This is a genomic window from Rossellomorea aquimaris (assembly GCF_003315075.1).
GTDB lineage: Bacteria > Bacillota > Bacilli > Bacillales > Bacillaceae_B > Rossellomorea > Rossellomorea aquimaris_C.
Map to the genome: position 1 here is coordinate 266,758 of NZ_QNRJ01000003.1, position 24,413 is coordinate 291,170.

Sequence of the window (24,413 nt, forward strand, 5' to 3'; positions counted from 1 at the left end):
AACTCCACATGTGAGAGGAAACTCTTGCTGTGGAGTCTTTTTATTTCCTCGAGAATTGTCGAAGGGCCATTAGGGAATATTCCGACAAAAAATGTAAATGCCAGAGAGAATGGACTTATGAAAAGCTTATATTTTCCGGGAAATAGTACGTTCTACAAATTTCGTATTTCTCTTTTCATTCTTAAGAACCTGTCTACTCATGGCGATTTAGATGGGAGCACATCGCCACGTTTCAACATTCTGGGAAAAGGTTAAAGAGAGAGAAAGAGGTGAGGAGAGATGAAGACGAACGTCTTGATTAGTGGTGGAGGAATTGGCGGTCTGACACTCGGCCTGAAATTAGCACAGTGCAATATAGACGTAACGGTTGTGGAACGGTTACCAGGGCCAAGCTCCGTATACAAGGGAGAGCTCCTCCAGCCAAAAAGTCTGGAAATATTTGATTCATTGGGGGTCAGCGACTCCGTCTTCAAAAATGGTCATATCATTTCCGATTTGGAACTCATTGAATTGAAAAGTGCAAAATCAGAAGCTGAGAACTCCACGATGAGCTACTCGATTCTTCCCAGTCGATACCCCTATTCATTAATGATCCATCATGAAACGTTAAAGGAGATTCTACGGGAAAAAGGAGAGGAGTACCCTTCCTTCCATTACCAATCGAATACCGTTTGTAAGAAAATAGACGGTCATACCGTGATCATCGAGGATCGCGAGACGAAAGAGGCTCAAGAGATTCATAGCGATTTCATTATCGGGGCAGAAGGAAGAAGCTCTGTCACCCGTGACTATATGGAAGTGGATGTGAAGGAAAAAAAGTACAACCATCATTTCTTAACAGTGACATTTCCGCGGCCCAAGGAAATGGTGAAGGGACGTATCATTTCTACCTATCAATCATTCCTGGGTCTATTCCCGTTACCAAACGATGAAGTACGATCCGTATATCTCATTCCGGCAGGGGAATACAAGACCCTTCGGAAAAAACCGATTTCAGAATTTCATAAGCTTTATATCCAAATGTGTCCCGATCTCGATGGCTACGTGAACCAAATTGAGGACTGGAAGAAAATCCAGCTGATGGTTCCCCAGAAATATCATGCGGATACCTATGTGAAGGACCATCTTGCCCTGATTGGAGATGCGGTGCATACGGTACACCCCATGGCCGGAGAAGGAATGAATATGGCCATACAGGATGGGAGCATTCTTGGAGAATTGCTGTGTGATATGTACTCGGCCGGTAAATTAGATCCGGCTAATCTGGAATGGTACCCAAAGGTCCGGAAAAGAAGGGTGGCCCATCAAATGCATCTCAGTCATTTATCGGCCCTCGTCTACTCGTATCCGTATCGCCCGGTCGGCTGGCTGCGAAATAAAAGCCTTCAGCGCATGGAGAGGGATTCGATCTCCCATTACAAGCAAATGCTCAACATATCCGGTCTCGGCATGTGGAGAGAAACCCTGTACGACCGGATGGTCCAGGGGGGAGTGCTCCCGATCAGAAAGGATTCGTTGACAGAAGAAGAGAAATCAAACACTAAATTTACAGAAATCCAGGATTATCCCTGGAAAGGAAAGGAGGGCCTACTATGATCGGAGAAATGGTGAAAGTATGGAGGGCAAGAACATGGATGAAAAAAAATGTTCCATTCCTGTACAGCTGGCATGCCTACGTAGGGTATGAAATGGATCTGTTTGATCGTTTTACAAAGCCTGCCTCCATTCAGGAAGTGGCACTTGCTCAAAATATCGAAATGGACCTCCTTGAACAGTGGGTAGAGGTCGGGATCACCATTAAGCATATGAAGCGGGTGGAGGATGGGAAAGTCACCACGAGGAACCGCTGGAAGCTGCCGACTTCAAAGAAGGACCCGCATTCATCAGGCATTTTGTTAAAAGAAATGATGGAGCTGCACATACCGGCCCTGTTGTCGTATCCACAATTATTACGTAATCAAACGAAGCAGCATTTCAACTCGGATGTCCATGGTTCAACTGTAGCGAAAACGTCGATACTGTTAGAGCGCTTTGCCTTTCCAAAGGTACAGAAGGCGATTAAAAAGTATAATGTGGATTCGATATTGGATCTTGGCTGTGGTGAAGGCGGATATGTGAAGAGAATAGGAGACCGCTATCCTGATAAGAGAATGGTAGGGATCGAGATTCATGAAGCCGTCGCTAAGGCTGCTGAAGAGTCTCTTCAAGACTATGAAAATATTGAAATCCTTTGTAAGGACCTACATGAATATGAGCCTGAACAGCTCTTTGACATGATCATGGCCAATAATCTCTTTCACTATATCGATCCGTCCGAGCGCCTGCAGTTCTTTGAAAAAGCATCTTCGTGGCTGGAATCAGAAGGTTTGTTCTTTGTTCTGACCCCGATGCAGAAATCAAAGCATGGGCAGCAGTTTTCCAGTGCCTTCAACAGCTTCTTCATGACATTCCAGAACCTGTATCCCATTCCGTCCCAGAAGGAGATGGAGACATTGGCCAGTAAAACAAACTTCAAAGTGGAGTCCGTCGAACCGATCGTGAAAGAAGGCGGATGGTACGTGATGATATTCAGGAAGAACTGATCCTTAAGATGGAGATCGGTTTTTTGTTTGGATGTGTGGTGTTGGCATGTGGCGGAGGTGGATATCGGTTTGTGTCGATTTTTCTTAGTCGATAATATAATCCGAAAGTCGATAATATATAGGGTGAACTCGATAATAAAGAGACACGCACCCCCCTTTTAGGGACGAACCAATACGTATTTGTCCCTTTAATACTCCGCACACACATACGTCACAATTTTTTCACTAAAAAAGGGTAATCCCCCATCGTTTTAGGGTAAAAATAGAAAGATGATTACAAATGTGGAGGAGAGCCAATTGAGTAGAGAATTGCATGATTGTATCGGCATTGGGATAGGTCCGTATAATTTGAGTTTGGCGGCGTTGATGGAGGAGAAGACGGATCTGAAGGTGAAGTTTTTTGATCAAACTCCGGAGTTTCAGTGGCATCCGGGGATGTTGATCAATCTGACGGATCTGCAGGTGCCTTTTATCGCGGATTTGGTGACGTTTGCGAATCCACAGAGCCGGTACAGTTATTTGAATTATTTACATACCCATAATCGTTTATATAAATTTTTCTTTTTTCACAAGTTTGAAATGCCGAGGCAGGAGTACAATGATTATGCCCGCTGGGTGGTCAGTCATCTTAGCAGCTGTCAATTTCATAGCGAAGTGATCGGGGTCACGGATGAAGGCGACTGCTATAAGGTTGTGATCGATAACCGGTTGACCGACGAGCGTGAGATCTATTATGCGAAGCATGTGGTGATGGGGACAGGAAGCAAGCCGTTGATTTTAGATGGGATGGAGGGGCTGCCGGATGAGGATGTCCATCATACGAGTAAGTATCTATTCCATAAAAACACGACGATGGAAGGTTCCTCGATTACGATTGTCGGGTCCGGGCAAAGTGCTGCCGAGGTGTTCTTTGACCTTTTGAAAGAACAGAAGGATCATTCCTATCACCTGACATGGCTGACCCGTTCCGAAGGGATCTTGCAGCTCGAGTCGTCGAAGCTCGGGCAGGAATTCTTTGCCCCTGACTATGTGGATTATTTCCATGGATTGACGTATGAGAAGCGTGTGGAGGCATTAGCAACGTTGGATCAGCTGCGGAATGGGATCGATCCGGATACCCTCAATAATATTTACAATATCCTTTATAACCATTCAGTCAGTGATCACTCGCCTGACATCACGATCCAGCCTTTAACGGAAGTGAATAAGATCCGGAAAGAGGAAGAACGGTACGTCCTGAATTGCCGTCAATGGCAGGAAGAACGTGATTTTTCCTATCAGGCGGATAAGGTGATTTTGGCGACGGGTTATAAGCCGAATATTCCCGAATGGTTTTTTGAGGAGTTCGAGGACAAAATCGTCTGGGAAGATGAGAAGAAGTATAAAGTCTCCCGAAATTATAAGCTTGAATTTAAAGAGAACAGAGACCGGGGGCATCACTTCTATACGGTGACGAGCCTGGAGCATTCTCACGGTGCAGGGGCAACGAACTTAGGATTGGCTGTGGACCGGAATATTCAAATCATCAATGACATCGTTGGTGAAGAGGTATATGAAGTGCAGAGGAACACGATTTTCTCCCAATTCACAATGGATAAATAAGGGAGTCGGGTTTGAATTCATGCACAAAGGGTAAAGTACCTGTGTGAATAAAAAACAAACGATAACTAGGAGTGTTTTAATTTTATGGCTAAAATAGCAACGTTAATGACAGACATGTTTGAAGACGTAGAATTTACAGATCCTGAAAAAGCGTTTAAAGAAGCAGGACATGAAGTGGTGACGATTGAAAAAGAAAAAGGAAAATCAGTGAAAGGCAAGCAGGGCGATGCAACGGTGAAGATCGATGAAAGCATTGATGACGTCAATCCTGCAGACTTTGATGCCTTATTATTACCAGGGGGATTCTCTCCGGATCAGCTGCGTGCAGATGACCGTTTCGTGAAATTCACGAAGCATTTCATGGATGAGAAGAAACCGGTATTCGCGATTTGCCATGGTCCACAATTACTCATCACGGCAAAAGCACTGGAAGGACGAAAAGCGACAGGCTTCAAGTCCATTAAAGTGGATATGGAATATGCAGGTGTGACGTACGAGGATAAAGAAGTCGTCGTATGCGGCAACCAGCTTGTGACAAGCAGAACACCGGATGATCTTCCGGCATTCAACCGTGAATCACTGGCGCTTCTTTCGAAATAGGGCAAGTAAATGAAAGGGGACATTCCCCAAGGTATTTTGTACCTTTGAGGGAATGTCCCCTTTTTCCTATCACGTCTGACTACTATTTACGCAGGTTACCCATTTCTTCAATGATCGCCGTCATTTCACTCGGGCTGAATCTGTCCTTGCGATCCACCATTACATATAGGTCATGAAGATCTTCATACATTTCTTCATTGAAATCTTCTGGCTTTACGGCACCGGCATTGACTATTTTTAATTTTTCTTTGATGGCAGTGACCATGAATTCAATATTTTCGGTTGTGTTTTGTGATAAATCCATTTGGATCGTCCTTTCTAACGTGCATTCATTACATTTATCTTTCCATGATTCCTTCAACCTGTCAACATAACTTCCACCCGAGAAGGATTTTTTTCGGAGAATGTTTTACACTATTAAGGAATGGGAAATGTGTAGGTAAGCTAAAACGTTAAAAGAAGAGCGTTGGCATCAATTTTGTGCTCATGAAGGAAATTTAGCCATTCTTATAGAAAATAATCTAAAGAATTTAAAGGAGGGTAATACATATGGGAAGCAATAAATTTTTCAAAGGGGTTTTGTTAGGTGCTGTAGCAGGAGGTCTTCTTTCCCTGCTGGATAAAACGACCCGTCAGGAAATGGGGACATCTTTAAAGAACAGCGGGAATTATCTTTCAACGTATTCAAAAAATCCTCAAAGACTGGTCGAGTCATCGAAGGAAGTATATGAGAAATTACGCACGACAGCCGATCAGGTGAGCAGGGATATTCATTTCATCAGTGAAAAAGTGGATGAAATCAAAGGGATGACCCCACAGGTGAAAGAGATCATCGAGGAGACAAAGGAAACCTTTGAAGACTCTTCAGAAGCTTATAAGGAAACGTTTTCAGATAGGGAAACATCCAATGAACTAACAACTCAGGATGAAGAGAGTCAACCTATTGCGTCTTCATTTAAGGGGTATTAACGAAACGAGGTGAGAACATGTCGGATGAGACGGTCAAAGGAGGATGGAAAGGATTTTCTAAAAATCTTTTCTCACATATTAGTGCGAATGATGTAACGGGGCTGGCCGCGCAAATTGCCTATTACTTTCTTTTATCGCTCTTTCCACTGCTGATTTTTATCGTGACACTTTTACCATACCTTCCCGTCGAGCAGGGGGACATACTGGGTCTGGTCCGGGATTTTGCACCCGGGGAAACGATGTCCATGATCGAGGAAACCCTTCAGGACGTCATGTCGAACCGGAATTCCGGTTTACTTTCTGTCAGTATCATCGCCACGATCTGGTCGGCTTCCAATGGGATGAATGCCATCGTGAAAAGTTTAAATCGTGCCTATGATGTGGAGGAAACAAGATCATTCATTGCGACCCGTCTCATGTCTATATTATTGACACTAGCCATGATTCTCGTATTTGTCGTAGCTCTTTTACTTCCGGTGTTCGGAAAGCAGATCGGCCTATTATTATTTTCTCAATTCGGATTTTCAGAGCAATTTTTAACGGTATGGAACGGGATTCGCTGGGCGATCAGTCCCATCATTCTCTTTATCATTTTCGTAGGGTTGTATTATTTTGCCCCGAGTAAACGGATCAAGTGCTTAAGTGCCTTCCCAGGGGCGATCTTTGCGACGCTTGGCTGGGTACTCGCTTCCTTGGCGTTTTCTTATTACGTAGGAAGCTTTGGAAATTATTCGGCCACATACGGCAGCATCGGAGGGATCATCGTCCTCATGATCTGGTTCTACTTAACGGGAATCATCATCATGATCGGCGGAGAAATCAATGCACTCGTAACGATTAAAGATAAAGATTCGTGTTAAAATAGGGGAAATCATTCCCCGGACATAGGACAGGAACAAGTAGGGGAAGATTCTATTAAACATTCGTGTTTAAGGGGATCTTCTTTTTTTGATGTGAAATAGAAAGCGAGGTGGAGCCTATGTTGATAGCTGCGATGGTGGAGAGGCTTGGTATCATTGTGACGATAGCCTTTGTGATGACGAGGATCAGTTTCTTCCGTCATTTAATCGAACAAAGAACACATGTGAAGAAATCCCAGACTCTGCTCCTCATCCTGCTGTTTGGTTTCTTCGGGATCGTCGGTACATATACAGGATTGATCGTGAATCCATTTCAAGAAGAATATACAAAATGGCAGTGGCATCTACAACAGAATGAAGCGATCGCCAATTCCAGGGTGATCGGTGTCGTGGTCGCCGGGTTACTGGGTGGTCCATGGATCGGACTTGGAGCAGGATTGGTCGCAGGAGTCCATCGGTATTTTCTTGGAGGATTCACGGCCTTCTCGTGCGGGATCTCGACGGTTTTAGCGGGATTGCTGGCGGGATGGATCGGGAAGCGGGAAAAGAAAAACAGGCTTGTTTCCCCTCAAAAAGCGTTTTTGGTTGGTTTTGTGGCAGAAGGGATGCAGATGCTTCTCATTCTTCTATTGTCAAAGCCATTTGATGATGCTTATTTACTCGTTTCCGACATCGGATGGCCGATGATCCTTGCAAATGGAGTCGGAACCGGGATTTTCCTGCTGATCATTAAAAGCGTTTTTTATGAAGAAGAGCGGATGGGAGCGGTACAATCCCAGAAAGCATTGCGCTTGGCGGATAGCACGGTGAAATATATGCGAAAGGGATTGAATGCAGCCTCTGCACAGGCTACGTGTGAGATTCTGATGAGAGATGTGAACGCGTTGGCGGTTTCCATCACGAACACTTCCCACATCCTCGCTCATGTCGGCCTGGCCTCGGATCACCATCAGCAGGGGCGCCCGATTCAGACCGAAGCGACGAAACGGGTCATCGAAACGGGAGAGCTCATGAAGGTGGGAAGAGAGGATATACAATGCGACCGGAATGGATGTCCATTGGGAGCGGCGATCATGGCGCCTCTTTTAAAAGGGGATGAAATTGTCGGAACGCTTAAATTCTATTTTCATTCGGAAAAAGAGATAACGCCGATCCTGATGGAATTAACGAAGGGGATTGCGACCCTGCTTAGTCACCAGTTGGAGCTTGCTGAAATCGACACCCATAAAGAGCTTGCGAAAGAATCGGAAGTAAAGGCGCTGCAGGCACAGATCAATCCGCATTTCTTGTTCAACACCATCAATGTCATTGTTTCGTTGACGAGGATCAATCCCGATAAGGCGAGGACCCTGCTGATTTCACTATCTCAATTTGTCCGTCAGAACCTGACAGGAAGCACGAAATCCACCTCGCCCCTTAAAGAAGAAGGACAGCATGTAAAGGCCTATCTCGCCATTGAAGAAGCACGATTTTTTGACCGGCTGGAAGTGGTGTATGAGATGGACGAAAATGCCCTGCAGGCGAAGGTCCCTTCGATTACCCTTCAGCCTCTTGTTGAAAATGCAATCAAGCACGGGATGAAGAATATTGAAGAAGGATTTGTTTTGAAGATTTCGATTACGCTTAATGGTGATGAGGTGACTGTTCGTGTTGAGGATAACGGTGCGGGGATTGATGAAGGGAGAGTGGAGAAGCTTTTGCTTGAACCCGTAGAATCACAGACCGGTACAGGAATCGGGCTCTATAACGTGAACAAACGATTGGAAATGATGATGGGGAAAGAAGCAGGTCTAACAATCACATCATCAACAGGAAACGGAACCACCGTTCAATTTACGGTAAGGAGTGAGAAAGAATGAAAGTTGCCATTATCGATGACGAACCTTATAGCCGTGAGGAAATGAAACATCTTTTAAGTGGATATTCATGGGTGGAGGTAGTCGGGGAAGCAAGCTCTGCTGAAAAGGGATTGGAAATCATTTTAACAAAAGAACCCGACGTCTTATTCCTTGATATAGAAATGCCGGGCATGAGCGGGGTCGACTTGGCAGAAGCCCTTCAGAAAATGAAGCACAAACCGGAAATCGTCTTTGCCACTGCGTATCCGGATTATGCCCTGAAAGCGTTCCGGGTGGAAGCCGTTGACTACTTATTGAAACCATTTGAAGAAGATCAGCTCGCACAAACGATGGAGCGCTTGAAGAATCTTCTGAAAGTCGGAATGAAAGAGCAGAGCGAAAGCCCGTCGATGGGGAAACTGGCGGTTCAGGATGAAGATAAAATTGTTTTCATCAGCCCGAAAGACATTCTATATATCTTCCGGGAAGAGCGGGAGACCTTTATTTGTACGAAGAAAAAGAAGTATACGTGCCGCTTGCCGATCAAGGAATTGGAATCAAAGCTCAGTACCTATCCATTTTTCCGGGTTCATAAAAGCTACCTCGTTCAGCTGCCCTTCGTGGAGGAGCTCATCCCGTGGGGGAGCGGTGTGTATCAGTTGAAGGTTCATGGAGCGGATGAGGCGATTCCGGTGAGCCGGAATTATGTGAAGGAATTGAGGGAGCGGTTGGAGTTGTAGGTGGTTGTGGTTTTTTGAGTGTACCAGGTACAAAGAGGAGTGTTTGTACCTGGTACAGATGAGGGGATTTGTACCAGGTACAATTTTGACTTTAAGTGCCTGGCACCAATCGAACAATCGGTGCCAGGCACCAAACCGTCTAATAGTGCCAGGCACCCAACTTTTCCACCATGCACATTAATCCTCCCACAGAACACCTCAACCCCAATTTCCGACATCTTAAACAGAATGTGACGAAATGGTGAATATGATTGCTATAATGAAAGCGTATTCATAAATGAACGAAAGGGGATCATAAGCATGGTCACATTTCTGGTCTCGATTGTTGTATTAATTATAGGTTATTTCACATATGGAAAGTTAATTGAAAAGATTTTTGGAATCAATGAAAGTCGTTCGACTCCTGCTTATGCAAAAGCGGATGGAGTGGACTATATTCCAATGAAGACGGGGAAAAACTCCATGATTCAGCTGTTGAATATTGCTGGTGTAGGACCCATTTTCGGTCCGATCATGGGAGCACTTTATGGGCCGGTTGCCTTCCTTTGGATCGTACTTGGCGCGATTTTTGCCGGAGCGGTTCATGATTACTTAACGGGGATGATTTCGATCCGTAACGGTGGAGCTCATTTGCCGGAGCTTGCGGGACGATTCCTTGGTAAGACGATGAAGCATGTGGTGAACGCATTCTCGATTCTTTTGCTCGTACTGGTGGGAACGGTTTTCGTTACAGCACCTGCAGCATTAATCGCGAATCTGACGCCAGCCTGGATTTCATTAGGTGTCATTATCGCCGCAATCTTTATTTATTACATTGTCGCAACCCTATTACCGATTGATAAAATCATCGGTAAGGTTTACCCGCTTTTCGGAGCACTGCTTGTGGTGAGTGCGGTGGGTATCGGTGCAGGATTAGTGATTACAGGGGCGGATATTCCTGAGATCAGCTTAACGAATATGCATCCTGAATCTGTAGCGATTTTCCCATTATTATTCTTGACGATTTCTTGTGGGGCACTTTCAGGGTTCCATGCCACACAATCACCGATCATTTCAAGAACGACGCAAAATGAAAAGAACGGACGCAAGATTTTCTACGGTATGATGATTTTAGAAGCGATCATTGCGATGATCTGGGCAGCGGCTGCCATGAGCTTATTCCAGCCGGGTGAACTGAATGCCATCTTGAAAGAAGGCGGACCTGCAGCGGTTGTAAGTGAAGTATCTGTTCTTATGCTTGGATCAATCGGTGGAACACTGGCAATCCTTGGGGTTATCATTCTTCCGATCACGTCTGGTGATACTTCATTCCGAAGTGCGCGTATGATCATTGCCGATTATATCAAAGTAGGACAAGTGAAAATCTCCAGCAGGCTTTGGATTGCGATTCCATTATTTGTGATCTCAGTCGTGTTGACACGAATCGACTTTAACCTATTATGGAGATACTTCTCCTGGGCGAACCAATCGACAGCGATGATTGCCCTTTGGGTAGGTGCCATGTATCTGGCGCTGCAAAAGAAACCTCACTGGGTTGCAACGATTCCAGCGATCTTCATGACGATGGTGACATTTACGTATATCCTGAGTGCTCCAATCGGTTTCGGTTTACCAATGAGCACAGCGTATATGGGAGCAACAGTTGTAACTATCGCCGCGATCCTAGCATTTATTTACACATTACGAAAGCGCTTAAACGATGGATCCATCATTCAAGTCGACGAAGACGTTCCTCAAACAGCAGCTTGATGAAAAAGAGTTTTCCGGTAATTACCGGGAGACTCTTTTCTTTTTTGGCACAAAATAAGAATGGTTCATAAAACCACAAGTTTTCTTGATGACGACTAATTATTAGGAGTGATTCAGCATGACAAAGAAAACGAAAAAAGACGGCGGTACAAAGCAAAACGGCAAGCACAAACCGAAACAGAAAACATCCGGTTCTGCTAACGGGCAGAATGGATATCACTAGAAAATGACGGCCAATCCTTTACGGGTTGGCTTTTTTATTTGGAACTTGAGATGTTTTCTGGTGGTGGATGTATTATAATAGAGGTAGTTTCAAAAATTTAGTAGTCTCAAAAGGAGATTCCCTTATGTCGAATAATAATGATCAGCAAATACAGCCAGAAAAGAAAAAAATCAGCCTGCAGGAAGCGATGAAGCAGCAGCTGGCAAAGAAGAAAGAAGCTCAGGCAGGCGGCAAGCAAGCAACTGGGGGCCTTGCTTCCAATCAACGCATGCAAAGTCAACAAACGAAGAAGCCCAGCAATACTCGTCGTAAGATGGGGAGCTAATGGGGAAGAGCGCTCGGGAATTGGGGAGTGCTCTTTTTTTTGTGCTGGAGTTGCTGTTGGTGGGGAGCGGTTGGGTGTGCGAAATATGTCGCTATATGAGGAACGGTCGATAAACCCGAAATCAACCTCATCATCCCACTATAATTCCCTTCAAAAATCCAGTTCCACAAAAAAATCAAACCTTTTCGTTTCCGCTGTCGTCAAAGTACTAGAAAAGAGGTGATCTCCGATTGAATGAAGTCCAGGAATGCAAATTCACCGAGTCGAAGGAGGAAATTCTGGAAGAAGTGATGAATGAATACGGCAAAGAAGTTTTGTATATCGCTTATTCTTATGTGAAGGATCACGGTCTTGCTGAAGATATCGCTCAAGAGGTGTTTGTCCGATTTTATCAAAGGTACGATTCGTTTCGGGGAGATTCCTCGTTGAAGACGTGGGTCATCCGGATTGCCATCAATCAGAGTAAGGATCATCTCAAGAAGTGGGAAACGAGGAAGCTGCTTTTTACAAATAAGCTTAGTGAATGGATTCAGGAGAGCAGGAGTCGATGGCCGGAATCTCAAACGATACATAGGGAAACGGGCAGAGAACTGAATTCCAGGTTATTATCTTTGCCAATCAAATACAGGGAAGTCCTATTTCTGTATTATTATGAGGAACTGAAAATCTCGGAAATTGCCGAGTGTTTGGAAATCAACATCAATACCGCTAAAACCCGTTTGAAAACAGGGAAAGAGAAACTAAAGAAAATGTATCCAGAAGGGGTGCATCAGGATGGATAGGGAACTTCAGCGACAGGTTAGAAAAATGACGGATGAAGGCTTGCAAGGATTCGATTTTAACAACCAAATGAAGGATCAGGTACGGAAAAGAGTGGCTGAGGGGAAGACGCCAAAAGAGTATCGGCGCAGGTGGTATGCTCCATTGATCAGTTTCGCTATTGTTCTTATCGTCGTTTTTGCTTTTGCCGTAGTGAAGGGGGAGCAATGGGGATTCCTTGGGAGCGAGAAACTGAGTGGTTATTTTACAAATAAATCGAACTTTGATGTGGAGATCCATTACGATGGGGGTACGACCATAAGTACAGTTACGGACACGATCACAAATCAGGATGGGAAGGTGAAAGCACTGGCCTTCACGAAAGACGAAAGAAGTGAGATTTATACAAAAATAGAGAGCCTGGATCTGAAAGGAAACAAACCGTTGTCTTACAGAGAGGGTTGCACCATTCTTTCCCTTGAGAATTACATGATGAAGATAAGAATGAATAATGATGAATATGAGTACTATCATTCAGAATGTGAAACGACGGCAGATACCAGGGAACTTGAAGAACTTCAACAACTCATCATCACCATCATCAAACAAAAACCAGGATACCAAGAAATGTTGAATCAAAGATTGCCGATGTGAATATTCCATTTACTTCCTTCAATAAACATGCTATCATAATAAAAATTTCAATTAAATGCCATGAAGAGAAGAGTAGATATCCTGAATTCTTTAACAGAGAGCTCCGGCAGCTGAAAGGGAGCAAGAGGGACGGTATTGAACCAAGACTCTGAGCAGTGCATCGGAACCGGGTCAGGGGATGGTGTGACGGGAGCTCCCGTTATCGGGCTAGGGTATAAGCCGGTTGGCCGTACCTGAAAAGGTTAGTATGGCGACATATTAACGAACTGGGGTGGCACCGCGATATAGAATCTCGCCCCCAAGATCAACGTCTTGGGGGTGGGATTTTTTTGTTTCACAAAACATATCGCGGGGAGGAATAACCAATGAGGAAGTGGAAGTATCCTTTATTGCTGCTGACAGGCATCGGGATTTCGAATGTAGGAGGGTGGATTTATTTAATCGCCCTAAATCTGATTGTTTTAGACGAGTGGGGATCACCTCTGGCAGTGGTGATTTTATATGTATTGAAGCCTGTGGCTGCCCTTTTGACAAATGGCTGGGCGGGAAGCTTGATTGACAGGGTCAACAAGCGGAATCTGATGGCAGGGCTTGATTTTTTCAGAGGGGTGTTAATTGCGGCATTGCCTTTTCTTTCGTCGAGTTGGTGGGTGTATGCGGTTGTGTTGATCATCAATATGGGAAGCGCCATGTTTTATCCGGCGTCCATGGCGTACATCACGACCATCATTCCCCGGGGGAACAGACAGCGATTCAATGCTCTCAGGGGGCTGATCGGATCGGGTGCGTTTCTCATTGGACCGGGAATTGCCGGACTGATGTTCATGATGGGGACACCGACGTTTGCCCTTTATATGAATGCATTGGCCCTCTTTTTATCAGGAGTGATCACCCTATTTCTGCCGAAGCTTGAGGATGGGATCCCCGTTGATACAGGTGATACCAAATGGGAAGTCATCAAAGAGGATTGGCGGATGGTGTGGAGGTTCAGCCGGCGCAGCGCGTATGTGATGGTCCTCTATGTCTTGTTCAGCTGTATGCTGGTGATGACGGCGGCGATTGATTCCCTGGAAGCCGCATTTTCAAAAGAGGTGCTTCATCTATCGAACAGCACGTATGGATTTCTTGTAAGTATTGCAGGGGCAGGATTTATACTCGGATCGATCCTGAACACGGCACTTTCTCACAGACTCAATTATATGCACCTGATGGGATTTGGTTCTCTGGTCGTTTCGGGAGGATATCTGATATATTCCTTTTCAGGTGGTTTCTTGATTGCGGCGATCGGGTTCGCTGTTTTATCCTTCGCGTTGGCCTTTGCGACGACAGGGTTTGAAACCTTTTATCAAGAACATATTCCCGTGGAGATCATGGGACGGGTAGCTAGTATTTATGGATTGTTGGAAGGGGTATTGGTCATCCTTTCTACGGTGCTTATTGGAGTGGGAGCTGAACTGGTGTCGATTCGATTTGTTGTGGCAGCGGGTTCTGTCATCATGCTTGGGGTCACAGTGATTTTATATAGTAGCTCTACCAGGAATTCCTGGGAAAAAAAGTTAAGACGTCATTCTGAATGTTATAATAAATAAAAAAAGACACAAAGGGGGTCAGTAGATGAAAATGACGGCTGATCAATACTGGGACCGGTGGGAAGAGTTGATGGGCCGGGGAGAAGCAAGTTATGAGAAGTGGAACGGTTTAGAGGATCTGTTGTCCATTGCGCAGAAAGAAAAGGACCTCTATAAGGAGTTTTGCTGCCGTTTCGGGATCATGAGGACGGTCAACTATCTTGGGGAGTATGAGGAATTATTCGACCACTTCGAGTGGTGCAACGGCTTCTTTTTAGATAACGAAGAGAGCCTGCAGGATTGGGTGGAAAGCTTCTTCTGGATCTATAAATGGATGGCGGAGCATCTGGTGAAGATGCCCGGCATTGACACGGAACTGTTAGATGCCTTTTTCACTGATTTTCAAGAAGCGTATGACCGTTATGGCTATAGTCTGCGTCCCTTTTACCAGCATCAGCATAGACGTGCGTTGAAAACAGGGAATGCAGAAGAAGCGGAAGAGTATTATCAAATGTGGATAGCGTCGGAAAGGGATTCCCTTTCAGACTGTGAAGCCTGTGAATACCAGACACAGCTTGAGTATTTTTACTTTACCGGTGAAAAGGAAAAAGCCAGACCCATTGAAATGCTTTTATTATCAAAAGAAGTGACATGTGGTGAAATCCCCCACTTGACCTATAGTAAGCTGCTCTTGCCCTATCTTGAAGATGGCCGGGTGGAGGAAGCCTCGCGCTATCAGTCGGAAGGATACTTTTTCATTTACGATAAGCCACACTTTTTAGTCGAAGCTTCCGAGCATATCAGGTTTCTTGCCTTAACGGAACCAGTCAGGGGAATCAAAGTATTGGAGCGTCACATCGAGTATGCGGATAGTGGGAAGGATCCTTACGGGATGTTTTACTTTTATATGAGTGCGATTGTTCTTCACCGTAAGCTTGTGGAAGCCGGTCATCGTCCGGGGTTTGCCATTGATGTGATGAGTGAGATTGCGGAAGAGATCGCCGGGGATTTTGATGAGAGGAATGGGAATGATTTCTTCAGTCGGGAAATGGAGAAGATATATTCTCTGTAACAAATATTGACAGCCCCTGCATATCTATATATAATCATCTAAAATAACTGAAACATTGCCGAGGATCAGTAAAGGGATCTTGTCTTTTAAAGAGAGGGAGCGGTTTGGTGAAAAGCTCCCATTGATGAACCTTTGAACCTGCCTCTAAGTTCTGTATCGAATGAAGATATCAGCGGTCCGATACCGTTATCATGGAATGAGTGTAAAGCTTTGCTTTGAATCAGGGTGGTACCGCCAGAAATGGTCCCTGATGAGAAGCGGGGCTTTTTTTGTTTTATGTGAGTGTCGGGCAGCTCGCCGATATATTTGGAATTTCGCTCGATAAAATCAGGATTTCGCCGTTAAATCTAAAATATCGCCGATAAAATCAAAATATCGCCGTTAAAATTAATCCAATTAAAAATGAGGTGCTCTCAAATGGCAAAAGAATTTGTAAAAGATGTAACGGGCATGGATGAAGACTTTGCCCAGTGGTATACGGATGTCGTGACGAAGGCGGAGCTGATCGATTACTCGAGCGTCCGCGGGTCGATGATCATCAGACCTTACGGATACGCCCTGTGGGAAAATATCAAGGATGCCCTCGATGCGAAAATAAAAGAAACAGGGCATGAAAATGTGTATATGCCACTATTTATACTTGAAAGCCTCCTGCAACGGGAGAAGGATCATATCGAAGGTTTCGCGCCTGAAGTGGCATGGGTGACTCATGGAGGGGAAGAGGAGCTGGCGGAACGACTTTGTGTGCGTCCAACTTCTGAGGTATTGTTCGGTGAACACTACAAGAACATCATCCATTCCTACCGTGACCTGCCTAAGCTTTATAACCAGTGGGCCAATGTGGTCCGCTGGGAAAAGACGACCCGTCCATTCCTGCGAACATTGGAATTCCTCTGGCAGGAGGGTCATACGTGTCATGAAACGGACCAGGAGGCTCATGATGAAACGGTGAAAATGCTGGAGGTGTACGCGGAGCTTTGTGAAGAGCTGCTGGCGATCCCGGTCATCAAGGGGCAAAAAACGGAAAAAGAAAAGTTTGCCGGTGCGAAATATACGTATACGATCGAAAGCCTGATGCATGACGGGAAGGCTTTGCAATCAGGAACGTCCCACCATTTAGGTGACGGATTTGCGAAAGCATTCGGCATTCAATTCACGGACCGTGATGGAAAACTTCAGCATGTGCAGCAAACGTCCTGGGGATTCACGACCCGGATCATCGGGGCCATGATCATGGTGCACGGGGATGACCGGGGGCTGGTGGTTCCACCAAGGATCGCACCGACTCAGCTGATGATCGTGCCGATTGCCCAGCACAAGGAAGGCGTCCTTGATTTTGCCTATAATCTGAAAAGCCAGCTTGCCGGCGTTGCCCGTGTCGACATCGACGCGAGTGATAAAAAGCCGGGCTGGAAGTTCAATGAATATGAAATGAAGGGCATCCCACTTCGCCTGGAGGTTGGTCCACGGGACATCGAGAACGGTCAGGTGGTATTGGCGAGACGTGATACAGGGGAGAAAATCACGGTCACGATGGAAGACCTTGAAGTGGGTGTCGCTGAACTTCTGAAGGACATTCAGCTCAATCTTTTAGAAAAAGCGAGAGCACATCGCGATGAAAAAACAACGGTAGCCAAAACGTTTGAGGAGTTCAAAACGACGGTTAGGGAAAAAGGCGGATTCGTCAAAGCGATGTGGTGCGGGGATAGGGCTTGTGAAGACAAGATCAAGGAAGAAACGAGTGCCACTTCACGGTGCATGCCGTTTGAGCAGGAGCAGGTGTCGGTTACATGTGTGTGCTGTAATAAGGATGCGAAACACTTGGTGTATTGGGCGAAAGCGTATTAAGAGACAAAAGAATGGTCCTTCCGTCCTTTTTCTTCCTAAAGCCTTCTTTTTCCCGTGTTTGATTAATAAACATAGGTAAAGGAGGCATCGATTATATGGAGTTTGAACTCATCCTTGTTTTATTCATGGCAGTCGTGGTAGTCAGCCTTTGGGTCGTGCATTCCAAGCTCAACCGGATCACCGAGCATGTGCAGCAGCTGGATGAAGAATACTTGTCCGATGAGCAGATCGAGAAGGAATTAGAGGAAGAATGGTATAAAGACAAGTAATGACAAAGGCGTTTCTCAGCAGAGGGACGCCTTCCGTTTTTTAAAAAGGACTACCATTCTAAATGGCAGGTTGATACTATTAAAATAGAGATAAATGAAAAGGGAGGGGCAAGGATGAAGTACAAGGACTTGACCATTGAAACGCCAAGGTTGGTCATCAGACCCTTTGTAAACCGGGATTACCAAAACTGGTTAAGGGAACATCTGAACAGGCTCCCATCCCAGCATAAATATGACGTTGGCTATCAGGACATGAGTGAGTGCACGGAGTTTTGGTTCCGGGAGATGCTTCTGAAGCATGATGAGATGATCGATCGGGACCAGGTCTATATTCTGGGGATTTTTCTGAAAGAAGGTGGTGCGAGTATCGGGACCATCGACTTCTCCACTCTGATGCGGTACAACTTTAACTGGGGCAGGGTCGGTTACACGGTACATAATCGTTACTGGAACCGTGGCTACGGGAAGGAAGCGGTGAAGGCAGCCCTTCAGCTGGCTTTTGTGAAATTGAATTATCACCGGGTCGAGGCCCATATCAATCTGGATAACGCGCCATCGATCAGCCTTGCAGAAAGTGTCGGAATGCAGTATGAGTGCACCCGGAAAGGATTCATTTATGAATTTGGGAAGTGGACGGATAATCTGGTGTATTATGTGAATGCAGGAGAGTAATAAAAAAACGATGAGAGCTTATGGCCCTCATCGTTTTTTTATTATAAGCCTTCGATGGTCAGTTCTTTCACTGGCAGGAATTCTTCCCCTGTATCCATGTATTTCACGCTCACCTTGTCATTTTCCTTCAGGTAGATCGCAAGTAAGCTGTTTTCGGAAGAGACGATATAGTTTTGGCCGTTGTCGAGTAAGAATGATACGACCGTGTAGTCACCTGTCTTTTCTTTGTAGACACGGACGACTGTACCCTTTGACTGTTTTTCCTCAGCTTTCGAGCTGCCGTCCACACTGCCGCCTCCCCGTTGAAGCGCGGTTTTGTATTGCTTCAATGCCTGGTTTGGTGTATTCGCATAGGCTGAGATTTCCGGGTTGGCAGCTGAGACGATGAAGTAGTTTTGTAAGAAACCATTCGCATCGAGTACCGGAGTCAGCCAGCTTGCTTCTCCGTAGAAGTTATAGAGCACCGGCATTTCGCCGTCCCATTTTTTCTCGATGAATTTCTTTTGGATGATCTGCAGGGCACCTTGTGAATCCATGTAGGAATCTTCAAGATTTCCTGTATAGAACGTCGCTTCTCCCGTTCTTGAGTTCGTTAAGGAGTAACCGAGCATGGAATCGACGCCTTCTTTTGGCGAGGTGAAATCGGTGAAGTAGTACATGTCACCATTTTCGTCAAAAATAGGGCTCACATTGGCTTCCGTTCCTTCATCAGAAGGAAGCTTGACGTCTGATTTACCGAAGCGGCTGTTCCAGAATCCTTGAACGTAATTACCGAAATAACTGTTTTGGAGGCTGACGGTTTCTGGTGAAATCGCGCCATCAATGAAAGCCGGGACTTCATCGATTTTGTAAGACTTGGTATCCCCGGATTTCGGATCGACCATGACGATACCTTTCGCTTCAAATCCGTTACGTGCGGAAATGAATTCACCGTACGTTCGAATATAGAATGGCTTTCCTTCGTCATCGATCTCAAGCTGAACATCGCCATTGAAAATCTGCTTCGGATAGTTCAAGCGGATGTGTCGCTCAATTTTTTTATTAAAGAAAGCAGATGGTGTGAAGACCATTTCTTCTTTGATGAATTTAGGGTTTGATGATGAGTCGGTGGCACTTAGGGTGAAGTAACCAGGTGTTTCATCTCCCTTGAACCATTTGAAGAAGCCGGAGAATTCAACCGGTGCAATGTAGACGTACTCCCCATTGACCTTCTGAATCTGCAGGCGTCCAAGCTCATAGTAACTCGTATTCGGAACCTGACCGAATGCTTTCTTCATCTTGTTGCGGGCGAATTGTGGAGGGACGCTTGCAGGCGTTTCCTTCTCATCAAACGCTTCGATTTCCGTTTTTACGTCCATTTGCGCTGATTCAAATTTCTGATCGGCGTTGAACACGAAGGCGGTCAGGAAGTAAGCCCCGACGAGGAGACTTCCAAGGAACAGCGCCCCCTTCACCATTCGTTCGGTCACGGTTGCAAGTGTGGCACCGAATCCTGCAGCTACGATGAGCAAGATCCACATGCTTGTAAAGTTCTGATCCAGATTCGTCATGTAATAGAAGACGAATACAATGATCGTTGTGATCAGGAGGGTTGCTCCGAACAGTGCGGCAAATGACGGATACCCCTCTTTTTTATTCTGCTTTTTCATGATTGTCACCGGTACGACGAGTAAGGCCATGACCAATCCGACAATGACTGAAAATAGTAATATATTTCCCATAGTGTTCCCCTTTCAAGTGCTTCTGTTTATAGTGTATATACGGATGAGGGGGTGGGGAGGTTTCATTTGTTTTTTTGGGGGAGCGTTCGGTTGGGAAGGGCGATCTGCCATCAAGGTCATATATCCAATCCAAGCATCATTCGCTATAATAGATAGAAAGAACTATTCAGGAGGATTTTATGGACATATTTGATATTGCGAGGATTGCGGGGGTGTCCAGGAAGACGGTGCAGCGGGTGCTGAACCATTCGGACCAGGTACGACCCGAGACCCGTGAACGCATTCTGCAGATCATGGAGGAGCATCACTATCAGCCTAATGTTTCAGCGAGAAGGCTGGTAAAGAAAAAGACTCACACGATCGGGCTTTTTATCATTCAAGATCCTCAGAAGCACCGTATTTATTCGGATGACCTTTTTTACAGTGTGGTGATCGGCGCCATGATCAATGCCTGCTCAGAGCGGGGATATAATATGCTTGTGACCATGACGGATCTGAATGATTCCTCCCCCGTTTTAAAGCTTTACCGTGAAAAGAGTATCGATGCGGGAATCATCATCAGTTGGAGTAACGTCCAATCCATCGTGGATCAAATTACATCAGCGGGCTTTTTGGTGGGAGTCTTTGATCAAAACAATGTGTCAAGGCGGGCACCTGAGATCCCGATGCCCTTATTACAAAACGAAGGGAGTGCGATGGTGGCGACCAATCACTTCATAGAGCTTGGTCATGAGGAGATTGGGATCATCACGGGTGATGAAAATAATTCTGCAGCAATGGAGCGTTTAAGCGGCTATCAAAAAGCGATGGAGGCAGCAGGGCTCCCGGTTCAATCGCCTTACATATATAAAGGGAAGTTCATCGAAGAATCAGGCAGGGATGCCGTCCATCATTGGATTGGCCAGGGAACTCTTCCTTCAGCCATCGTCTGTTCCAATGATCATATTGCATTCGGTGCCCTCAAGGCGTTAAAGGCAGCCAACCGGAAAGTTCCTGACGACGTGTCTCTCATTGGCTTTGATAATCTATTGCTTACGGAATATACGTCCCCTGCATTAACGACCATGAATGTTCCAAGAGTTGAGATGGCGGTGTCCCTGGTGGAGCAGTTGATTCACGGAATCGAGGAGCTCCCTTATGAAAATATGAGTCCATTTCAAGCGACACTCGTCAAACGAGATTCCTGCCGTCAAAAAAAATAATAAAAGAAAAGAAAATGCTGTATTCCCAAGGGAGTCAGCATTTTTTTAATAGAGAAAGAGATTGTTATTGTAAAAAAATGTTGTCAAAGAGTGGGGATGGTTTTATAGTTATATACAAATGTCCCACGTGAGACATATTTGAATACAGGAGGCGTTCCAATGATAAAAAAAGCAGTCACTTCTTTTACCGCCGCATGTCTCATCATGAGTCTTACCCCAGGAAACATAGGAAAAGCAGAGCAGAAAGAAAAGCCTTTTCACCTCAAGGATTCGACATTAATAGATAAAACGATTGAAGGCGACCTGGTGATCACACCTGATGCCGGAAAGGACATTACCCTTGAAAACGTGACGGTTCACGGGAAGACCCTTATTAAAGGGAAAGCGCCTGATACTCTTCAGCTGTCCGATTCGGAGTTACACAATCTATCGGTTCAAGGACCTGGTCACCCTACAAAGATCACCGTCTCTGGAGAATCGATCGTTGAAGAAACCGTGTTGGATGGAAATGTATTGTTGGAAGAAAGAGAGATTACCTCCGCTGGATTCCAGGATGTAACCGTATCGGCATCCACGGTCAAAACGAAGAAGGCTAATTTAAAAGGCGAGTTCGAAACGATTACAACCACTGGTAAGAAGGGAGAGGCCCAAGTAGAACTTGACGGCGTTGCAGATCGGTTGGAAATGAACGCGCTTTCAACTGTTAACCTTGCTACGGATGCGTTAGTAAAGGAACTTACTGTATCAGCATCCGGTCAAGGATCGGTCATCGCTGGAGAGGGTAACGTGGAGAAGGCAACCTTGAACGGCACCATTACATATAAGGGAGAAGAAACAAGTGATGCATCTTCTTTTGCTTCACCATGGTCCCTCGTATGGAATGACGAATTCAATCAGGCTGAGATTGACCGTGGAAAGTGGACGTTTGATATCGGCAACGGATATACCGATGCGAACGGTCAATTTATCCCGGGTTGGGGAAATAATGAAAAGCAATATTACACAGACCGTCCGGAAAACGCGAGGACAGAAGATGGGAAGCTATTGATCACGGCCAAGAAAGAAGAATATGAAGGTTTTGCTTATACGTCATCCCGCTTGAAAACGAAAGGTCTTTTTTCAAAGGCATTCGGGAAATTCGAAATGAAGGCATCCCTTCCAGTCGGGAAAGGCTACTGGCCGGCGTTCTGGATGCTCCCGGAAGATGATAAGTATGGTGGATGGGCAGCCTCCGGGGAAATCGATATTTTAGAAGCCCAGGGAAGCAATCCCCATGAAGCGATTGGCACGATTCACTATGGTGAGAGCTGGCCAAACAACAAATACACCGGCGCTCACTATGCCTTTGAAGATGGCTCGACGATTGCCGATGAGCATGTATACTCGGTTGAATGGGAGCCGGGGGAAATCCGCTGGTATGTGGACGGGAAGCTCCGACAAACCCAGAACAATTGGTATAGCAAAGGGACAGGCAATGCGGCCAACTTCACGTATCCTGCACCATTCGATCAGCCTTTCCACATGTTGTTGAATGTGGCGATCGGCGGGAATTTCGATGGGGAACCGACAGAGGATACGATGTTCCCTCAGTCCATGGACGTTGACTATGTGCGGGTTTATGATCTGACGGGAAGACCGTATAAAACGCCGGAGCTGCCTGTATTCGAACAGCAGCCACTACCGGAAGAGGCAAAACAACCCCTTGAAGACGGGAATCTCATTTACAACAATGGATTTGATCAGGAATGGGAAGACGTTGAAGGGATTGCAGGAGTACCGAATACAGATCATTGGTATTTCTTGACCGTCCCTGAATTTGGAGGGAAGGCGAATGTGTCTCTTGATCAGTTGGATAGCGTGAACTACGCAAAAGTCGATATACAGGAGCCCGGTAATCAACCTTATTCTGTCCAGCTGATACAAGATGCCTCCATTGGAAAAGGACGTTATTATCGAGTGTCTTTTGATGCGAAGTCCAGTGAGGCGCGTCCGATTAATGTAAAAGTCAGTGGAGGTGCAGAGAGGGGATATGCCACGTATTCAAGTAATGAGTCGTTTGAGTTAACGGACCAGGTGCAAACCTATGAAACGGTGTTCCAAATGACGGAGGAAACCGATCTTGCAGCCCGACTGGAGTTTAACTTAGGCTTGTCCACCCTGCCTGTCTGGATCGGAAATGTCCGGGTCGAGGAAATCCCTCCTGTGAAAGTGGATCCGGATGCTTCCAAGCCTGCACTTCCTGACGGGAACCTTGTCTATAATGGAACGTTCGACCAGGGATTCCCTGACCGTTTGCTATATTGGAATTTGGTAGATTCAGAGAATGCTGAGTTCATCGGGGTGGATCCCGAAGAACGGGTATTTTCGGCTAAGCCTTTAAATGAAACAGACGGAGTACAATTAGTGCAAAAAGGTGTTCAGCTTCAGGCTGGAAGTGAATATGAACTGACACTGGATGGGGTAGCTGAAAGTGCCCGTGATATTCAGATTGAGTTGAGAAGCAAGGATGGAGAGGTTTCCTATGCAACGGAAACGATTCCTCTGAGTGGGGATTGGGAAAGTCATGGCATGACGTTTTCGATGCCGGATGTGACCGATTTGGAAGCGCAGCTGATCATCCACCTTGGGGGCAGCACTCATGAGGTGAAGCTCGATAATATGAAACTATTGAAAAAAGCGGGACCTGTTGATCCGTTCCCTATTAAAAATGGGTCATTCGATAATGGTTTAGCCCCTTGGGAGTCCTATATTCATTTTGACGCAGGAGCAAGCATACAGCATGTTGAAGGTGAAGCGCATATCTCCATCGGAAATGAAGGCAACGAAGCATGGAGCGTTCAACTCTTTCAAGGTAATCTGGTGCTTGAGCCCGGGAAAGAATACACGCTTTCCTTCGATGCAAGCTCTTCGGTAGCCCGGTCGATGGAAGTAACGCTGGAAAACAGTCAGTATAATAGGTACCTTTCGGAAACTGCAGAGCTTGATGAAAATCTGGGTCGCTTTGAATATACGTTTACTACCCCTTTGAGGGAGGAAACGAGTTTGAAGTTTTTGCTGGGTGCCACTGGAGAGGTGCTTGGCGCACACGATGTAGTGATAGATAATGTGGAGTTGAAGTAAGGAGTGGGGGTACAGCGTCTTTTGGGCGCTGTGCTTTTTT

Annotated in this window: 21 protein-coding genes and 2 other annotated features; of the genes, 19 read left to right on the plus strand and 2 right to left on the minus strand. The window is 45.7% G+C overall.

Annotated features, from left to right (window positions below; all coding sequences use genetic code 11):
* The first annotated feature begins 279 nt into the window (after positions 1–279).
* The 4 genes from DET59_RS05960 to DET59_RS05975 all read left to right on the plus strand — a co-directional run bounded on the left by DET59_RS05960 (position 280) and on the right by DET59_RS05975 (position 4,784).
* Positions 280–1,596: an FAD-dependent oxidoreductase gene (locus DET59_RS05960; protein WP_113968686.1), complete on the plus strand. Its 1,317-nt coding sequence runs from the start codon at positions 280–282 to the stop codon at positions 1,594–1,596.
* Entirely contained in the window at positions 1,593–2,582 is a 990-nt protein-coding gene (locus DET59_RS05965; protein WP_113968687.1) for a class I SAM-dependent methyltransferase, read from the plus strand. Before DET59_RS05960 ends, DET59_RS05965 begins: the two co-directional genes overlap by 4 nt.
* A 297-nt stretch (positions 2,583–2,879) precedes the next feature.
* A complete protein-coding gene (locus tag DET59_RS05970) occupies positions 2,880–4,184 on the plus strand; it encodes a lysine N(6)-hydroxylase/L-ornithine N(5)-oxygenase family protein (RefSeq protein ID WP_113968688.1) in 1,305 nt (434 codons plus the stop codon).
* Between the two features lie 84 nt (positions 4,185–4,268).
* On the plus strand, positions 4,269–4,784 hold the full coding sequence (locus tag DET59_RS05975) for a type 1 glutamine amidotransferase domain-containing protein (RefSeq protein ID WP_113968689.1): 516 nt from the start codon (positions 4,269–4,271) through the stop codon (positions 4,782–4,784).
* A gap of 82 nt (positions 4,785–4,866) precedes the next feature.
* Here DET59_RS05975 and DET59_RS05980 read toward each other — a convergent pair whose 3' ends face one another.
* Positions 4,867–5,088 carry a DUF1128 domain-containing protein gene (locus tag DET59_RS05980; RefSeq protein WP_044338940.1) on the minus strand — a complete coding sequence of 74 codons (222 nt, stop codon included), beginning with the start codon at positions 5,086–5,088 and terminating at the stop codon, positions 4,867–4,869.
* 245 nt (positions 5,089–5,333) lie between these two features.
* Here DET59_RS05980 and DET59_RS05985 point away from each other — a divergent pair, with 245 nt between their 5' ends.
* The 13 genes from DET59_RS05985 to DET59_RS06040 all read left to right on the plus strand — a co-directional run bounded on the left by DET59_RS05985 (position 5,334) and on the right by DET59_RS06040 (position 18,330).
* Positions 5,334–5,753 carry a hypothetical protein gene (locus tag DET59_RS05985; protein ID WP_113968690.1) on the plus strand — a complete coding sequence of 140 codons (420 nt, stop codon included), beginning with the start codon at positions 5,334–5,336 and terminating at the stop codon, positions 5,751–5,753.
* A gap of 17 nt (positions 5,754–5,770) precedes the next feature.
* Complete coding sequence (locus DET59_RS05990; RefSeq protein WP_113968691.1) at positions 5,771–6,613, plus strand: YihY/virulence factor BrkB family protein; 843 nt, start codon at positions 5,771–5,773, stop codon at positions 6,611–6,613.
* A 119-nt stretch (positions 6,614–6,732) separates the two neighbouring features.
* Positions 6,733–8,472, plus strand: coding sequence for a sensor histidine kinase (locus tag DET59_RS05995; RefSeq protein WP_113968692.1), 1,740 nt, complete (start codon positions 6,733–6,735; stop codon positions 8,470–8,472).
* Positions 8,469–9,191 carry a LytR/AlgR family response regulator transcription factor gene (locus DET59_RS06000; protein WP_113968693.1) on the plus strand — a complete coding sequence of 241 codons (723 nt, stop codon included), beginning with the start codon at positions 8,469–8,471 and terminating at the stop codon, positions 9,189–9,191. Before DET59_RS05995 ends, DET59_RS06000 begins: the two co-directional genes overlap by 4 nt.
* Before the next feature lie 300 nt (positions 9,192–9,491).
* Positions 9,492–10,940 carry a carbon starvation CstA family protein gene (locus tag DET59_RS06005; protein ID WP_113968694.1) on the plus strand — a complete coding sequence of 483 codons (1,449 nt, stop codon included), beginning with the start codon at positions 9,492–9,494 and terminating at the stop codon, positions 10,938–10,940.
* 347 nt (positions 10,941–11,287) lie between these two features.
* Positions 11,288–11,488: a hypothetical protein gene (locus DET59_RS06010; RefSeq protein ID WP_113968695.1), complete on the plus strand. Its 201-nt coding sequence runs from the start codon at positions 11,288–11,290 to the stop codon at positions 11,486–11,488.
* Positions 11,489–11,718: 230 nt separating this feature from the next.
* Positions 11,719–12,270 (plus strand): sigma-70 family RNA polymerase sigma factor, encoded by a 552-nt coding sequence (locus DET59_RS06015; RefSeq protein ID WP_258549587.1) that lies wholly within the window; start codon positions 11,719–11,721, stop codon positions 12,268–12,270.
* Positions 12,263–12,901 carry a hypothetical protein gene (locus DET59_RS06020; protein ID WP_113968696.1) on the plus strand — a complete coding sequence of 213 codons (639 nt, stop codon included), beginning with the start codon at positions 12,263–12,265 and terminating at the stop codon, positions 12,899–12,901. Before DET59_RS06015 ends, DET59_RS06020 begins: the two co-directional genes overlap by 8 nt.
* Before the next feature lie 51 nt (positions 12,902–12,952).
* Positions 12,953–13,204 (plus strand) — a binding site (T-box leader).
* Positions 13,205–13,266: 62 nt separating this feature from the next.
* Positions 13,267–14,490 carry an MFS transporter gene (locus tag DET59_RS06025; RefSeq protein ID WP_113968697.1) on the plus strand — a complete coding sequence of 408 codons (1,224 nt, stop codon included), beginning with the start codon at positions 13,267–13,269 and terminating at the stop codon, positions 14,488–14,490.
* A gap of 25 nt (positions 14,491–14,515) precedes the next feature.
* A complete protein-coding gene (locus DET59_RS06030; protein WP_113968698.1) occupies positions 14,516–15,541 on the plus strand; it encodes a hypothetical protein in 1,026 nt (341 codons plus the stop codon).
* A gap of 46 nt (positions 15,542–15,587) precedes the next feature.
* Positions 15,588–15,793, plus strand: a binding site (T-box leader).
* A 165-nt stretch (positions 15,794–15,958) separates the two neighbouring features.
* Entirely contained in the window at positions 15,959–17,389 is a 1,431-nt protein-coding gene (proS, locus tag DET59_RS06035) for a proline--tRNA ligase (RefSeq protein ID WP_113968699.1), read from the plus strand.
* Between the two features lie 95 nt (positions 17,390–17,484).
* A complete protein-coding gene (locus DET59_RS21560) occupies positions 17,485–17,658 on the plus strand; it encodes a hypothetical protein (protein WP_181778067.1) in 174 nt (57 codons plus the stop codon).
* A gap of 114 nt (positions 17,659–17,772) precedes the next feature.
* The gene (locus DET59_RS06040) at positions 17,773–18,330 is read left to right on the plus strand and encodes a GNAT family N-acetyltransferase (RefSeq protein WP_113968700.1); all 558 of its coding nucleotides are present in this window, start codon (positions 17,773–17,775) and stop codon (positions 18,328–18,330) included.
* Between the two features lie 41 nt (positions 18,331–18,371).
* Here DET59_RS06040 and DET59_RS06045 read toward each other — a convergent pair whose 3' ends face one another.
* A complete protein-coding gene (locus tag DET59_RS06045) occupies positions 18,372–20,051 on the minus strand; it encodes a hypothetical protein (protein ID WP_113968701.1) in 1,680 nt (559 codons plus the stop codon).
* 179 nt (positions 20,052–20,230) lie between these two features.
* Between DET59_RS06045 and DET59_RS06050 the strand changes: the two genes are divergently transcribed.
* Both DET59_RS06050 and DET59_RS06055 read left to right on the plus strand, forming a co-directional pair.
* Positions 20,231–21,253 (plus strand): LacI family DNA-binding transcriptional regulator, encoded by a 1,023-nt coding sequence (locus DET59_RS06050; protein ID WP_113968702.1) that lies wholly within the window; start codon positions 20,231–20,233, stop codon positions 21,251–21,253.
* 159 nt (positions 21,254–21,412) lie between these two features.
* Positions 21,413–24,373, plus strand: a complete 2,961-nt coding sequence (locus DET59_RS06055; protein WP_113968703.1) for a carbohydrate binding domain-containing protein — start codon at positions 21,413–21,415, stop codon at positions 24,371–24,373.
* The last annotated feature ends 40 nt before the right edge of the window (positions 24,374–24,413 follow it).